The following is a 13,245-nucleotide window of genomic DNA, read 5'->3' on the forward strand; positions in this document are numbered from 1 at the left end:
CGGCCCAGGAGCAGGCCTTCCGGCTCCAGCTGCGCCTCGCGCACGCCCTGCACCGCCCGGTCGCCATCCACGCCGTGCGCGCCTGGGGCCGCCTGCTCGACCTCCTGCGGGAGGAGGGCGTGCCACCGGCGGGTACCCTCGTCCATGCCTTCTCGGGAAGTGCCGAGACAGCGGCAGCTCTGCAGGCCATGGGCGTCTTCCTCTCCTTCTCCCCAGAAGGGCTGGGGTCCACGCGGACCAAGGTCCACGAAACCCTGCGCGCGGTGCCCTCCAGTCACCTCCTGCTGGAGACCGATGGCGTCGGGGACTTGGAGCAGGTGATCGCCATGGCTGCGGCCCTCCGCGGGGTGGCGGCGGAGGACCTGGCCGCGCGGACCTGGAAGAATGGCCTGCGGTGCTTCAAGGAGCTGATGGCATGAGGTGGTTTTCCCGCAGCGAGCTGCTGCTCGGCGAGGCGGCCTTGGAACGGCTCGCCGCCGCCCGCGTGACCGTGTTCGGCCTGGGCGGTGTCGGGTCCTTCGCCGTGGAGGCCCTGGCCCGGGCGGGCGTGGGTCACTTGCGGCTGGTTGATCACGATGTCGTCGGCCCCAGCAACCTCAACCGCCAGCTCTTCGCCCTGCGCTCCACCCTCGGCCAGCCCAAGGCGGAAGTGGCGGCCGCCCGAGTGCGGGACATCAACCCCGACTGCATCGTGGAGCCTCGCCAGACTTTCATCCACACCGACACGCTGCCGGACCTTCTGCTGCCGCGGCCCGACGTGATGATCGACGCCATCGACTCCATGACCTGCAAGGTGGCGCTCATGCACACCGCCCATGAGCAGGGCATCCCCATCATCACCGCCATGGGCGCGGGCGGCCGCACGGACAGCAGCCTGCTCCGCGTGGGCGACCTGAGCGAGACCCGCCTCTGCCCGCTGGCCGCCCGGGTCCGCAAGGAGTTGCGCAAGGTCGGCATCGCCAAGGGCATCCGCTGTGTCTACTCGCTGGAACCCGCCGACAACAAGCGCCCTGCCAACCCCATCGACATCGAGCCCCACCGCGGCCCCGGCCGCCAGCGGCGCCCCGTGGGCACCATCTCCTACATGCCCGCCATCGTGGGGATGATGGTGGCGGAGGAGGTGTTGAAGCTGCTGCTGGCGGTGGATCCGGGAGGATCTGAAGGATGAAGCGCCTGCTGCTTTTCGTCGCACTGCTGCTGGGAGCCAGCCTCGCGGCCCAGCCCATCCAGGTCCGCATCGACACGGACCTGGGGCCCATCCAGATCCAGCTGGAACGCGACAATGCGCCCCGCACGGTGGCCAACTTCCTGCGCTACGTGGACGCCAAGGCCTACGATGGCGGCCGGTTCTGGCGCACAGTGCGCCTGGACAACCAGCCGGACAAACCGGTGAAGATCGAGGTCATCCAGGGCGGCGCGGCCCGGGAAGACAAAGACTTCCCGCCCATCGCCCTGGAGCGCACCCGGGATACGGGTCTGCGCCACCTGGATGGCACCCTCTCCATGGCCCGGGCCGAACCGGACACCGCCACCAACGAGTTCTTCATCTGCATCGGTGACCAGCCTGAGCTGGATTTCGGCGGCAAGCGCAACCCCGATGGCCAGGGCTTCGCCGCCTTCGGGCGGGTGGTGAGGGGCATGGAGGTGGTGCGGAAGATCCAGGCCCGGCCCGACAAGGAGCAGGCGCTCCTCCGCCCGGTTCGGATCCTGTCGGTCCAGCGCTTGCCGGCCAGGCTAGGAACCAAACGCTGAGTTATCTCCCCGTCGGCGCGTTGTACTCCGCGTAGGTCCCCTGGAAGTCCTCGATGCCATCGTCGGTGAGGTGCCAGATGCGGGTGGCCACTTCGTCGATGATGTCCTCGTCGTGGGTCACGAAGAGGATGGTGCCCTCGTAGCGCTGCAGGGCGTCGTTGAGGGCGATGACCGCTTCCAGATCCAAGTGGTTGGTGGGCTCGTCCATGACCAGGATGTTGGGCTTCTGCAGCATCAGCTTGCAGAAGAGCAAGCGGCAGGACTCGCCGCCGCTCAGCACCTCGGTCATCTTGTTGCCTTCCTCGCCGCGGAAGAGCATCTGGCCCATGACGCCACGGATCTGCTCCTTGGTGGCCTCAGGGTCGAACTGGTGCAGCCAGGTGACCAGCTCATAGCCCTTGGGGATGCTCTCCGCGAAATCCTGGGAGAAGTAGCCCACATTGGCCTCGTGGCCCCACTTCACCTCGCCGCCATCAAGCTTCAGACCCAGCTCGGTGACCTGGGGCGCGTTGGCCAGCAGGGCGTTCAGCAGCGTGGTCTTGCCGATGCCATTGCGGCCCATGAGCGCGATCTTCTCGCCCCGCTGCACCATGGCCGAAAAGCCCTTGATGACCTCGTGGCGCCCCCCCGTGCCGTCCTTGTCGGTGTCGTAACCCTTCTTCACGCCCTCGAACTCCAGGGCGTAGCGGCCACCGGGCTTGGCCATGTTGAACTTGATGAAGGGGCGCTGGATGTTGCTGCGGGCCAGGTCGCTGGGCTGCAGGCGCTCCACTTCCTTGCGGCGGCTGTTCACCTGGCTGCTGCGGGTGCCCGCGGCGAAGCGCTGGATGAACTCGTTCAGCTGGGCGATCTTCTTCTCGCGCTGGGCGTTGTCCGACTCGATGCGTGAGCGCACCTGGATCTTGGCCATCACCATGTCGTCGTAGCCACCGGTGTACTGGATGATCGTCTGGTAGTCGATGTCGGCGATGTGGGTACAGACGTTGTTCAGGAAGTGGCGGTCGTGGGAGATCACCACCACCGTGCCCTTGTAGCGGCTGAGGAACTCCTCCAGCCAGTGGATCGAATCCAGGTCCAGGTGGTTGGTGGGCTCGTCCAGCAGCAGGGCCGCCGGATTGCCGAAGAGGGCCTGGGACAGCAGCACCCGCACCTTCTGGCCGCCCTGCAACTCGCCCATCTTGCGGTCATGCAGGGCCTCGGGAATGCCCAGGCCATCGAGCAACACCGCCGCGTCGGCCTCGGCGGTGTAGCCATCCTCGTCGGCCACCACGCCCTCGAGCTCGGCCACCCGCATGCCGTCCTCGTCCGTCATCTCGGCCTTCTCGTAGATGGCGTCACGCTCCTGCAGGGCCTTCCAGAGGCCCGCATTGCCCATGATCACCGTGTCGATGACGCGAAAGGCGTCGAAGGCGAACTGGTCCTGCCGCAGGATGCCCATCTTGCGGGGCCGGATGACGTTCCCCACCTGCTGCTCCAGCTCGCCCGACAGGATCTTCATGAACGTGGATTTGCCCGACCCGTTCGGCCCCGTCAGGCCGTAGCGCCGCCCTGGGTTGAAGGTCGTGGTGACATCCTCGAACAGGATCTTCGCGCCATAGCGCATGGTGACGTTCTGCACTGCAAGCATGGAGACTCCCGAACCGGTCATTGTATCGCGGAGGCGTGGGTTCTCCGAGGGGCGATTCTGCCCTGGCCACCACAAAAACGCGGCGCCCAGAAGGGCGCCGCGTGACTGGAACGAAAGCCCGGCTCAGAACGGGATGTCGTCATCCGGGAAGCTGTTGTTGCCTCCACCCGCCGGGCTGGGGGCGCCGTGGTCCTCGAAGTCCTGGCCGCCGCCGGAGCTCTTGCCGCCGTAGCTGCTGGAATCGCGGTTGCTGTCCTCCATGCGGCCCAGCATGACGAAGTTGTCGCAGCGGATGTCGCAGGCGGTCTTCTTCACGCCGTCCTGGCCGGTGTATTCGCGGTACTGGATGCGGCCCTCGATCATCACCTGCTTGCCCTTGCGCAGGTACTTCTCGGCGATCTCGGCCTGCTTGCCCCACACCACGATGTTGTGCCATTCGGTCTTGCTCTGCTTCGTCCCGTCCTGGCCCTTCCAGGTTTCCGTGGTGGCCACGGAAAACCGCGCCACGGTCTGGCCGGAGGGCGTGGACTTCAGCTCGGGGTCGCGCCCGAGGTTGCCGATGAGCATGACTTTGTTCAAGGATCCGGACATGTGTCCTCCTGATGTAGCGGCGGAGCTCTCCGCCTCACCGTCGACTCAGACCATCTGAGGGGGTGGTAGGGTGATGAGGTTTGCGCCGGGGGATGGACATGTCAAGCGGCAACTCAAAGCTCCTGGTGAGCTGTAAAAACAAGTCGGGCGCCGAGAAGCATTACCTCCCGGCGTTGGCGGCGGCGGGCTGGACCGGCCCCACCCTGCTGGTGGGCCCTGGCGACCCCGCGCCAGACCTGGCCGACGCGGCGGGCCTGCTGCTCACGGGCGGCTACGACATCCATCCCCGCCACTGGGACGCCGCCGAGCCCGTGCATCCCAAGGCCGAGGTGGACGCCGAGCGCGACGACTTCGAGTTGCCCCTGATCCGCGCGGCCTGGGCGCGGAACCTGCCCATCCTCGGCATCTGCCGGGGCGAGCAGATCCTCAACGTGGCACTGGGCGGCAGCATGATCCAGGACGTTCCGGACCACTACGGCTGCGAGGAGACCCGCCACCAGCACGGCACGTCCGACCATCCCGACATGCACCACCGCGTGCAGCTGGCTCCCGGTTCGCGCCTGCGCTCGCTGCTGGGCGAGGATGTCTTCCTGGTGAACAGCCGCCACCACCAGGCCGTGAAGCGCGTGGCACCGCCCCTGGTGGCCGTGGGCTGGCACCTGGACACCGTTCATCCCGAGGGAGGTCCAATCATCGAGGCCGTCGAGGCTGCCGACCCTGCTCGCTGGGTGTTCGGCGTGCAATGGCATCCCGAGAACCTGGTCAACCTGAAGGGCCCCGCCGGCGATGCGGCGCGGGATCTGTTTTCGGCGTTCGTGAAAGCCCTCGGATGATTGTCCCCAAGCGTCGGCGACTCCTTCAAAATCGCCAGGCGTCCCCTCGTTTTGATGGCTTCTGATTCACATTCGGCACTCGAAAATAATTTTAAAAAATTGAAATATATAAACTTAATAAATGGGCCGAGAATTGCAGACAAACATCTGTCCTTTGAGGAGACAGATCATGAACCTGCACGACAATAACCTTCGCCCCGCGTTCCTGGTGGCCGCCCTGTTCACCCTGGTGGGCGCCCAGGTCGGTTGCCAGAAAATGGCCTTCTGGCGCTCCAAACCCCAGGAGATGCACGCCTCCTCCGAGGTCCTCGCGGGCCAGGGCACGGTCAGAGTCAGCAACGGAGACAACGGCAACTCCAAGGTCTCCATCCGGGTAAAGCACCTGGCCCCCCCCTCCAAGGTCGCACCGGGCTCCACGGTCTATGTGGTCTGGTTCCGCCCAGTGGATGGTGACAGCCAGAATGTCGGCGCCCTGGTACTGGACAGCGATCTCGAAGGCAGCCTCGACACCCTGACCCCCCATCGTCGCTTCAGGGTTTCTGTCACGCCCGAACCCAATGGGCAAGTGACCTCCCCCTCCAACGAGCCGGTCTTCACCTACAACGTGGAGAGCAACAAGTAAGCTGGGGACCCGCCACAGAAGGTCACCAGAGAAGAAGGGCTTCCACGCGCACCTGCCTCGGCGGTCTTCCACCCCGCCCCGCGCCTGGGCTTGCTTGGCGTAAGGTGGTGGATCGCCGGTGTTCGGCATCCAGGAGCGCCCATGGTCGCCCCCCTCCGCTTCGAGATTCGTGACCGCATCGCCACACTCACCCTGAACCGCCCGGAGCGCCTGAACGCGCTGGTGCCGGAGATGAAGGATGGATTCGAGGAGGCTCTGGCGAAGTCGGCTGAGCCTAGCGTGAAGGTCCTTTTCCTGCGGGGCGAGGGCCGGGCCTTCTGTGCGGGTGGCGACATCGGCTGGCTGGCGAAGGCACTGGGGGAGGGCCGCTGGGACGAGTTGGAGGCGCTGCTGGATCTGGGCATCTCCGTGGCTCATGGCTTGGCCACCCTGCCCAAGCCCGTGGTGGCGGTGGTGCAGGGCCCCGCGGCGGGCGCGGGCATGAGCCTGGCGCTGGATGCCGATCTGCGCCTCGCCACCCCCGAGGCCCTGTTCAGCATGGCCTTCGTGAAGCTCGGCCTGCACCCGGACTGGGGTGGCAGCGTGGGCCTGTCGCGCCTGGTGAACCCGGCCCTGGCCGCGGAGCTGATGCTGACCGGCGATGCGATCGATGCCGGGCGGGCCCAGGCCCTGGGTCTGGTGAACCAGATCGTTCCGGTGGATCAGCTGGAGGCCACGGTGGAGGCCCTGGGCCACCGCCTCGCCGCCGGCCCTTCCGAATCCTTCGCCCGCATCAAGGCCACGCTGCTGCGCAACCAAGGGCTGGATGCTGAGGGTCTGCGCGCCCGCCTCGACGCCGAGGGCGCCCAGATGAAGGCCGCCATGCGGCATCCGGATGCGAAGGAGGGGCTGGCCGCCTTCCTGGAGAAGCGGGTGCCGCGTTTCGCCTGAGCAGGGGATCTCGACAGGCGTTCGGGGCAAGAACATTCATCCATACATGTAGTATTTTGTCTCTATGCCACCCACCCTCACGATCTGCGCGGACTGCGAGCGCACCGCCCTCCGGCGCCCCAGGCAGGGCAAGGCCATGACCGAGGCCCTGGCCTGCCTCACGCGGCTGCTCCTGGCCCGCAAGCGGCTGCAGGGGCTGGTGGTCCTGCGCGAGTCCTGCCTCCAGAACTGCCCCATGGGGAAGATCTGTGTGGCCCTCCAGCGGGGTGGCCAAGACACGCGCCACCACTTGGATGCCAAGGATGATCTCAAGGCCGTGGCGGCGAAGCTGGCAGGCACCGCCAAGGGCTAATCTAGTGGGCAGGCACTCCGAGAAAGCGAGCGCGGGTCTGGTCAAGCTCGGCCCGCAGTTCCGGCGCCTGCCGGCGGGGATCGGCCATGCCCCTGCCCAGTTCTGCGAGGGCCGTCTCCTGCTGCCCGGCTCTGTAGGCAAGCCAGGCCTTGGACCGATACACATAGGGTGTGTCGGTTTCGCCAGGAGGCAGGCTGGCCAGTAGCCTGGCCGCCTCTTTCGCATCGGGCCGTGCCATCCGCACCAGGCACTCGGCCAGCGCGGCCTGGGCATTGGCGCGCACCTCGGGGGTCACGCCCTCCGGCAGCAGGGTGATGGCCCTCTGGAATCCCTCCCGGGCCTCCTTGAACCGCAGTTGGAGCCGGTCCAGGTCCGCGGCGTAGAACTGGCACTCCGCCTCCACGGTTCGGAGGCCGGCGGTCTTGGCCAGATTCATGGCCTGCAGGTGGAAGTCGGCGGCCTCCAGGATCTGGCCCTTCATGGTGGCGAGGATGCCCAGGTTGCGGAGGCAGGAGACCTGACCGCCCTTGTCGCCCAGGGTGGCGCGGAGCGCCAGGGCCCGTGACAGGAGGCCCTCGGCGCCCTGCAGGTCCCGCGTCATGAGTGCGACCACGCCCAGGTTGTTCAGGGCCAGGGCCTCGCCGGAGCGGTTGCCCAGCGTCTGCTGGAGCTTCAGGTTTGTCCGGTACAGGGCTTCGGCCGCCCCCAGATCGCCCCGCTTCAGAGCGAGGTTAGCTAGGTTGTTCTGCGCCAGGGACAGGTAGACCTGGTCTCCCGTCTGCTGGCTGAGGGCCAGAGAGCGCTCGTAGAACCGGTTGGCCTCCTCGTTCCGGCCGCGTTCGGCGGCGATGAGCCCGAGGTGATTGTAGGAAAGGGTCTCGCCATCCCGGTCCCCGATGACCTGGGCCAGTGCCAGAGCGGCCTCCCGCAAGTGCTGCGCCTCGTTCAGCTGGCCCAGGTCCTTGGCCAGGTAGGCCTTCAGCCCCAGGGCGCGCACCTCCGCCCAGCGGTCTCCCGTGGCCCGGGCCGACATCAGGGCCCAGTTCGCCACCGCCGGGGCCTGGTCGCGCCCCAGGCGGCGGAGGCAGGCGGCATAGGCCGAGACGGCGCTGGAGAAGCTCGGAGCCTGCATGGCCGCATCCCGCAGGTAGGGCTCGCTGCCCTTGAAGTCACCCTTGAGGAAGAGGGCCTTTCCGTTGGCGTAGGCCGAGAAGACCTCGGGTGGGATCGCCAGGTTCTGGGTGGCACTGGAGCGGAGCGGGTCCACCTTCCGGAGCAGATCATGGGCGGCCGGATCCACCAGGGCATAGGGCGCGAAGGACGCCTGACGGGGGGCCCTGGCAATGCCGGTGAACCGGGCTCGCCCGGACTGGTCCACCAGTTCATAGCTGAGCACATGAGCCGGGCCAGAGGCATCCCGCTGCAAGGATCCTCGCAGGAGAAGGCGGGCGCCCAGGGCCGAGGCGATCCTGGCTTGGCCAGCCGGTTCCAGGGCCTCGGCAGGGTTCATCCGCAGGCCGTTGATGGCGCGGCCAACCGCTTCGGGTTCCACCACAGCCATGCGCTGGGTGCCATGCAGGGCCATGGAGAGCAGCTCGGTCATGCCCACGCTCACCAGGGCATCCAGGCTCGGATCCCCCGTCAGGTTCCGGATGGGCATGACCGCCATGCGGGGCGCCTGCTCCTTGCCCAGGTCGGCGATGATGCTCCGCCCGTACAGGAAGTAGCCGGGACCCGCCACCAGGATGACGCCCGTGAGCGCGGCCACGGCCCACCAGGCCGCGGGGGTGCTGGTCAGCTGGCGCGACAGGACCGCCACCACCTGCTGGCTGGTGGGGCGCTGATCCGCTTCGGTGTGGAGCATGGCCCGCAGTAGGCCAGCCAGCCGCTGGGGGAGCCTGCGGCCCCGCAGCGGCTTGAGGTCCCCAGCGATGGTGGCAGCCATCCTCGCCTGCCCTTCGCCCGGGAACGGCTGATCGCCCAGGAGCAGCTCCCAGGCCACCACCCCCAAAGAGAAGACATCGCTGGGTGGGCCCACCCGTTTGCCCCGCATCTGTTCGGGCGAGGCGTAGGTGGGGCTGCCCATGAAGGTGCCGACCTCGGTCATCTCGCCCCAGCTCGATGGCTGCGACGACGCCCCGGGGGCAGAACCCAGGCTGGTCTGCTCCTCGTTTCGGAACGCCGCGGTCTCCGCCTGCGTGAAATCCCCCTCGACCTGGGCGGCGATGCCGGACAGGTTCGGGACATTGTCGGTGGAGACGGCACTCGGATCGGCCGCGGAATCCACCAGTCGGGCCAGGCCGAAGTCGAGCACCTTGACCTCGCCGCTGGCATCCAGCATCACGTTGCTTGGCTTCAGGTCCCGGTGGACGATGCCCTTGGCATGGGCTGCTTCCAGGGCCTGGGCAATGGAACGGAGCGCCTCGAGCTTCTGGGTGAAGTCCAGCGTGGGGGCCCGGGCGGAGAGGGTCTCCCCTTCGATGAGTTCCATGGCGATGTAGGCGTTGCCGCCGGCCTCAACCCAGTCATGGACCTGGCACACGTTCCGGTGGTTGAGCTGGGCCAGGGCCATGGCTTCCCGCCTGAAGCGGGCCGTGCTCGCCACCTCACCGGCGTGGCCCAGGCGGATGGCCTTGAGCGCAACCTTCCTCTCCAGCACAGGATCCCAGGCCAGGTAGATGGCCCCCATGCCGCCCTGGCCCAGGAGGGAACGCACCTGGAACCGGCCGATCCCGGTGCCCGGGGCAAGCCTGTCCCGCCCAGGCTTCACCGCCGCTACCTCAGTCCGCGGCTCTGCGCCGCCTCGATGAGTTCCTTGATGCGGCGGGCTTCGGCCTTGGTATGGCCATGGCTGGTGAGGGGATCGCTGCCGCCGGTGCTCTCCACCGTGATGTCGGACCAGAGCAGGCCAGTTTCGATCCGCACGCTGGCCACCTTGGACAGGTGGATGCTGATCTCGTTCACCGTGAACCAGGACCGCTTGCGGCGGATGACAGCGGCATCCGTGACCTCGATGACCGTCGTGAACAGGTGGTTGCCCCCGGTCCAGCGGCTGGCCTTGAACGTCTCGGTGGCCATCAGAGCGCATCCTTCGCGGCGGCGGCCACGGCCTGGGGGGTGACCCCGTAGGCCGCCAGCAGCTTCTCGGGCTTGCCGCTCTGACCGAACAGGTCCTTCACGCCCACGCGGCGCACGGGCATGGGGTGGGCCTCCGAGAGGATTTCGGCGACGATGCCACCCAGGCCGCCGTGGGCCTGGTGCTCCTCACAGGTGACCACGGCCTTGTGGGTCTTCGCCAGCGCGATGAGGGTCTCGCGGTCGAAGGGCTTGACGGTGGGCGCGTGCAGCACGGTGGCCTCGATGCCGTCCGCAGCCAGCAGCTCCGCGGCCTCCAGGCAGATGGAGGTGCCCAGGCCACAGCCCACCAGCAGTACGTCCTTGCCCTCGCGCATCACCACGGCCTTGCCGGCCTCGAAGCGGTAGTCCTCCGCATGGATGCGGGGGAACTTGTCGCGGGTGAGGCGGACATAGACGGGGCCCTGGTGGACGTAGGCGAACCGGATGGCCTGCTTCGTCTCGATGGCGTCCGCGGGAGAGATGATGGTCATGCCCGGGATCATGCGCATGAGGGCCAGGTCTTCCAGGCATTGGTGGGTGCCGCCGTCCTCGCCCACGGTGAGCCCCGCGTGGGTGGCCACGATCTTCACATTCTGGTGGCCCACGCCCACGGCCTGGCGCACGAACTCGTAGGCGCGGCCCGTGGCGAACATGGCGAAGGTGCTGAGGAAGGGCACCACCCCCGTGGTGGCGGCCCCGGCGGCGGCGGCCACCATGCCCTGCTCGGCGGCCCCCATGTTGAAGAAGCGCTCCGGGAAGGCTTTGGCGAACTTGCTGGTGCGGGTGGAGCCGGCCAGGTCCGCGTCGAACACGATGATGTTGGCGCCTTCGTTCCCCAGTTCGACCAGGGTGTCGCCGTAGGCATCCCGCAGGCTGTCCATGACGCCGCCCACCTTGCCGCCCACGCCCGCCGTTTCCATCCCCGCCATGACCACTCCCGTCGAATCCCCCATTCTACGCGAGGCGGCCCGGATGCGCTGCCGCTCAGCCGCAGCGGAAGGCGGATCGCCGGGCTGTCCGCAGGAAAGGTCCTGAAGGCCTTAGGCTGGAGGTGTGGCCAGGTCAACCAGCCCCTCCGCCCTGCTCTGGGGCCTGTTCTTCGCCTTGGGCGGGGTGGCCCTGGCACTGCGCCTGTGGAATCCCGGACACCCTCTCTTGATCTGGGTCACGAGCGCCCTGCTGGCGCTGCTGGTCCTGCGGGTGGCGGCCTTGGTGCGCGACTGGCGCCTGGGCCGCGTCCCGGGTACGCGGGTCCTGCTGCCGGCGGTACTTCTGGTGGAGGGCCTGGATCTGGTCCTCTCCTCGAGCTCAGAGGGTGCCTCGAACCTGACCCTCCAGCTGCGGATGGGCACGGCGCTGGCGCTCGAGATCCTGCTGTTGTTCCTCGCCGTGCGGGCTGTGCGAGAGGCCCGGTCCCTTCCGGGAACCTGGCCCGAGGACCGCATCGCCTCCGCCTTCGAGGCCTTTGTGCCGCCCCGCGCGGCCCGCCTCATGGCCCTGGAGCTAGTGATGCTGGGCAGCGCGGTCCGGTTCCTCCTCGGGGGCTTCCGTGAGGCCGCACCTGCGGGTTTCAGCCACCACCGCGAAGCCGCCCTGCGCGCCATCCTCCCGGCCGTTCCGCTGATGATTCCCGGCGACTTCCTCCTGATGAGGGCCATCTCCTCAGGGCTGGCCTCCTGGCTGCGGTGGCTGCTGCATGGCTCCACGGTCTACGCGGTGCTCTGGCTGGTCGGGCTCTACGCCACGCTCAAGGCCCGGCCCCACCGGATCCGGGACGGCCAACTCGAGCTCCACCTAGGCCTGGTGAAGTCGGTCGCCTTTCCCGTGAGCCACATCCTCTCCGCCACACCGCTGCCCGACTTCGACGATGACTGGGCCCGCCATGCGTACATGAAAGGCATGCCGAAGCTGGTGGCCAAGGGGAATGCCGTCCTCGAGCTGAAGCTGGCGGAGCCCGTCCGGGTGCTGGGCCTGCTGGGCCCAGGCCGCCCTGCGCAGCGCCTGGCCGTGTCCGTGGACGATCCCGCGGCCTTCCTCTCGGCACTGAGTCAGCCATGCGCCTGAGCCTTCCCATCGACTCCCTGCTGCCGCAGCTCATCGCGAGCCTGCGCGGGAACCCGAACCTGGTGCTGCAGGCCGATCCCGGCGCGGGCAAGACCACCCGCGTGCCCCCGGCCCTGCTGGAATCCGGGCTGCTGGGGGAGGGCGAGTGCTGGATTCTGGAACCCCGTCGCCTGGCCGCGCGCCTGGCCGCCGCCCGCGTGGCGGATGAACTGGGCGAGCCGCTGGGCCAGCGGGCTGGCTATGCCGTGCGCTTCGAGCAGAAGGTGTCCAAGGCCACCCGCCTGCGCTTCGTCACCGAGGGCCTGCTGCTGCGCCGCCTGCACGGCGACCCCGCCCTGCGCGGCATCAGCGCCGTGGTGCTGGACGAGTTCCACGAGCGGCACCTGCACACGGACCTTGCCATCACCCTGCTGCGCCGCCTGCAGCGCCACGCACGCCCCGATCTGAAGCTCCTGGTCATGTCCGCGACGCTGGATCCAGGTCCCGTGGCCGCCTACCTCGACGCGCCGGTCATGAAGAGCGAGGGCCGGGTCTTCCCCGTGGCCACGACGTTCCTCCCCCGACCGGACGACCGGCCCATCGAGCAGCAGGTAGCGGATGCCCTCGATCGCCTCTACGGGGAGGGCCTGCGGAACCACACGCTGGTGTTCCTGCCGGGCGCCGCCGAGATCCGCGCCTGCCTAAGGGGCTGCGAGGCCATGGCGGGGCGGCGGGGTCTGAGCCTCCGGCCCCTGCACGGCGAGCTGTCGCCGGAGGCCCAGGCCCACGCCCTCGAGGTCACGGACACGCCCAAGGTCATCCTCAGCACCAACGTCGCGGAAAGCTCCGTGACCCTGGATGGCATCGGCGCCGTGGTGGACTCGGGCCTGGGGCGCGAAGCCTCCCACTCTCCCTGGTCGGGCCTGTCGGGCCTGCGCACGGTGCGCATCAGCCAGGCCCGCTGCGTGCAGCGCACGGGCCGCGCGGGCCGAACGGGGCCAGGCCGCTGCCTGCGCCTGTACACCGAGGCCGACTTCGGGGCCCGGCCCGCCTTTGACATCCCGGAGTTGCAGCGCTCCGACCTCGCCGAACCCCTGCTGGCCCTGCATGGCATGGGCATCGGCCACCCGGAGGCGCTGGCTTGGTTCGAGGCACCTCCCGCGACCTCCCTCGGCGCGGCGGAAACCCTCCTCATGCGCCTCGGGGCCCTCGAGGCTGGCGCCCTCAGCCCAGTGGGCCGCCGCATGGCGGATCTGCCCCTGCACCCGCGCCTGGCGCGCTTGGCCGTGGCTGGTGAGGACATGGGCATCCCCCAGCTGGCCCTCAGGGCGGCGGCCCTGCTGGAGACCGGCAGCCTCTCGGCACGTCAGGGACTGGA

The 13,245-nt window shown here is 68.4% G+C and carries 14 protein-coding genes; 9 read left to right on the top strand and 5 right to left on the bottom strand.

All coding sequences use genetic code 11. The annotated features are described in order from the left end of the window. The 3 genes from WAS25_RS05050 to WAS25_RS05060 form a co-directional block, all read left to right on the top strand. A partial coding sequence (locus WAS25_RS05050) for a TatD family hydrolase (RefSeq protein ID WP_422310425.1) occupies window positions 1–419 on the top strand: 419 nt, incomplete at its 5' end. Continuing rightward, complete coding sequence (locus WAS25_RS05055) at window positions 416–1,168, top strand: tRNA threonylcarbamoyladenosine dehydratase (protein WP_422310426.1); 753 nt, start codon at window positions 416–418, stop codon at window positions 1,166–1,168. The genes WAS25_RS05050 and WAS25_RS05055, both read left to right, overlap by 4 nt. Beyond that, window positions 1,165–1,752, top strand: a complete 588-nt coding sequence (locus WAS25_RS05060; RefSeq protein ID WP_422310427.1) for a peptidylprolyl isomerase — start codon at window positions 1,165–1,167, stop codon at window positions 1,750–1,752. The genes WAS25_RS05055 and WAS25_RS05060 overlap by 4 nt, the downstream gene beginning before the upstream one ends. A gap of 1 nt (window position 1,753) precedes the next feature. Here WAS25_RS05060 and WAS25_RS05065 read toward each other — a convergent pair whose 3' ends face one another. Together WAS25_RS05065 and WAS25_RS05070 are read right to left on the bottom strand one after the other, a co-directional pair. After that, entirely contained in the window at window positions 1,754–3,379 is a 1,626-nt protein-coding gene (locus tag WAS25_RS05065; RefSeq protein ID WP_422310428.1) for an ATP-binding cassette domain-containing protein, read from the bottom strand. Between the two features lie 123 nt (window positions 3,380–3,502). Beyond that, window positions 3,503–3,970 (bottom strand): single-stranded DNA-binding protein, encoded by a 468-nt coding sequence (locus WAS25_RS05070; protein WP_422310429.1) that lies wholly within the window; start codon window positions 3,968–3,970, stop codon window positions 3,503–3,505. Window positions 3,971–4,068: 98 nt separating this feature from the next. On the opposite strand from WAS25_RS05070, the gene WAS25_RS05075 reads away from it, so the two are divergent. The 4 genes from WAS25_RS05075 (at window position 4,069) to WAS25_RS05090 (ending at window position 6,707) form a co-directional block, all read left to right on the top strand. Then, window positions 4,069–4,803: a gamma-glutamyl-gamma-aminobutyrate hydrolase family protein gene (locus WAS25_RS05075; RefSeq protein ID WP_422310430.1), complete on the top strand. Its 735-nt coding sequence runs from the start codon at window positions 4,069–4,071 to the stop codon at window positions 4,801–4,803. Window positions 4,804–4,972: 169 nt separating this feature from the next. Beyond that, window positions 4,973–5,425 carry a hypothetical protein gene (locus WAS25_RS05080; RefSeq protein WP_422310431.1) on the top strand — a complete coding sequence of 151 codons (453 nt, stop codon included), beginning with the start codon at window positions 4,973–4,975 and terminating at the stop codon, window positions 5,423–5,425. Between the two features lie 141 nt (window positions 5,426–5,566). Then, window positions 5,567–6,355 (top strand): enoyl-CoA hydratase/isomerase family protein, encoded by a 789-nt coding sequence (locus WAS25_RS05085; protein WP_422310432.1) that lies wholly within the window; start codon window positions 5,567–5,569, stop codon window positions 6,353–6,355. A 64-nt stretch (window positions 6,356–6,419) separates the two neighbouring features. Further along, window positions 6,420–6,707: a hypothetical protein gene (locus WAS25_RS05090; RefSeq protein WP_422310433.1), complete on the top strand. Its 288-nt coding sequence runs from the start codon at window positions 6,420–6,422 to the stop codon at window positions 6,705–6,707. 1 nt (window position 6,708) lies between these two features. Here the strand turns inward: WAS25_RS05090 and WAS25_RS05095 are convergent, their stop codons facing one another. From WAS25_RS05095 to WAS25_RS05105, 3 genes are read right to left on the bottom strand one after another with little or no spacing between them, the layout of a single operon-like run. Then, window positions 6,709–9,423, bottom strand: a complete 2,715-nt coding sequence (locus WAS25_RS05095; RefSeq protein WP_422310434.1) for a protein kinase domain-containing protein — start codon at window positions 9,421–9,423, stop codon at window positions 6,709–6,711. A 59-nt stretch (window positions 9,424–9,482) separates the two neighbouring features. Then, window positions 9,483–9,785: a PH domain-containing protein gene (locus WAS25_RS05100; RefSeq protein ID WP_422310435.1), complete on the bottom strand. Its 303-nt coding sequence runs from the start codon at window positions 9,783–9,785 to the stop codon at window positions 9,483–9,485. After that, window positions 9,785–10,753: a transketolase family protein gene (locus WAS25_RS05105; protein WP_422310436.1), complete on the bottom strand. Its 969-nt coding sequence runs from the start codon at window positions 10,751–10,753 to the stop codon at window positions 9,785–9,787. The genes WAS25_RS05100 and WAS25_RS05105 overlap by 1 nt, the downstream gene beginning before the upstream one ends. Before the next feature lie 124 nt (window positions 10,754–10,877). Here WAS25_RS05105 and WAS25_RS05110 point away from each other — a divergent pair, with 124 nt between their 5' ends. Together WAS25_RS05110 and WAS25_RS05115 are read left to right on the top strand one after the other, a co-directional pair. Next, window positions 10,878–11,888: a hypothetical protein gene (locus tag WAS25_RS05110; protein WP_422310437.1), complete on the top strand. Its 1,011-nt coding sequence runs from the start codon at window positions 10,878–10,880 to the stop codon at window positions 11,886–11,888. Further along, window positions 11,879–13,245: helicase-related protein (locus WAS25_RS05115; RefSeq protein WP_422310438.1), on the top strand; the 1,367-nt coding region annotated here is incomplete at its 3' end. The genes WAS25_RS05110 and WAS25_RS05115, both read left to right, overlap by 10 nt.

The organism is Geothrix sp., from assembly GCF_049292215.1.
Classification (GTDB): domain Bacteria; phylum Acidobacteriota; class Holophagae; order Holophagales; family Holophagaceae; genus Geothrix.

What these genes read in the sequence shown, in the direction of transcription:
- WAS25_RS05055 (WP_422310426.1), top strand. Translation starts at nt 416, where the DNA reads ATGAGGTGGTTTTCCCGCAGCGAGCTGCTGCTCGGCGAGGCGGCCTTG.
- WAS25_RS05100 (WP_422310435.1), bottom strand. Translation starts at nt 9,785, where the DNA reads ATGGCCACCGAGACGTTCAAGGCCAGCCGCTGGACCGGGGGCAACCAC.
- WAS25_RS05085 (WP_422310432.1), top strand. Translation starts at nt 5,567, where the DNA reads ATGGTCGCCCCCCTCCGCTTCGAGATTCGTGACCGCATCGCCACACTC.
- WAS25_RS05065 (WP_422310428.1), bottom strand. Translation starts at nt 3,379, where the DNA reads ATGCTTGCAGTGCAGAACGTCACCATGCGCTATGGCGCGAAGATCCTG.
- WAS25_RS05070 (WP_422310429.1), bottom strand. Translation starts at nt 3,970, where the DNA reads ATGTCCGGATCCTTGAACAAAGTCATGCTCATCGGCAACCTCGGGCGC.
- WAS25_RS05060 (WP_422310427.1), top strand. Translation starts at nt 1,165, where the DNA reads ATGAAGCGCCTGCTGCTTTTCGTCGCACTGCTGCTGGGAGCCAGCCTC.
- WAS25_RS05080 (WP_422310431.1), top strand. Translation starts at nt 4,973, where the DNA reads ATGAACCTGCACGACAATAACCTTCGCCCCGCGTTCCTGGTGGCCGCC.
- WAS25_RS05105 (WP_422310436.1), bottom strand. Translation starts at nt 10,753, where the DNA reads ATGGCGGGGATGGAAACGGCGGGCGTGGGCGGCAAGGTGGGCGGCGTC.
- WAS25_RS05075 (WP_422310430.1), top strand. Translation starts at nt 4,069, where the DNA reads ATGTCAAGCGGCAACTCAAAGCTCCTGGTGAGCTGTAAAAACAAGTCG.
- WAS25_RS05090 (WP_422310433.1), top strand. Translation starts at nt 6,420, where the DNA reads ATGCCACCCACCCTCACGATCTGCGCGGACTGCGAGCGCACCGCCCTC.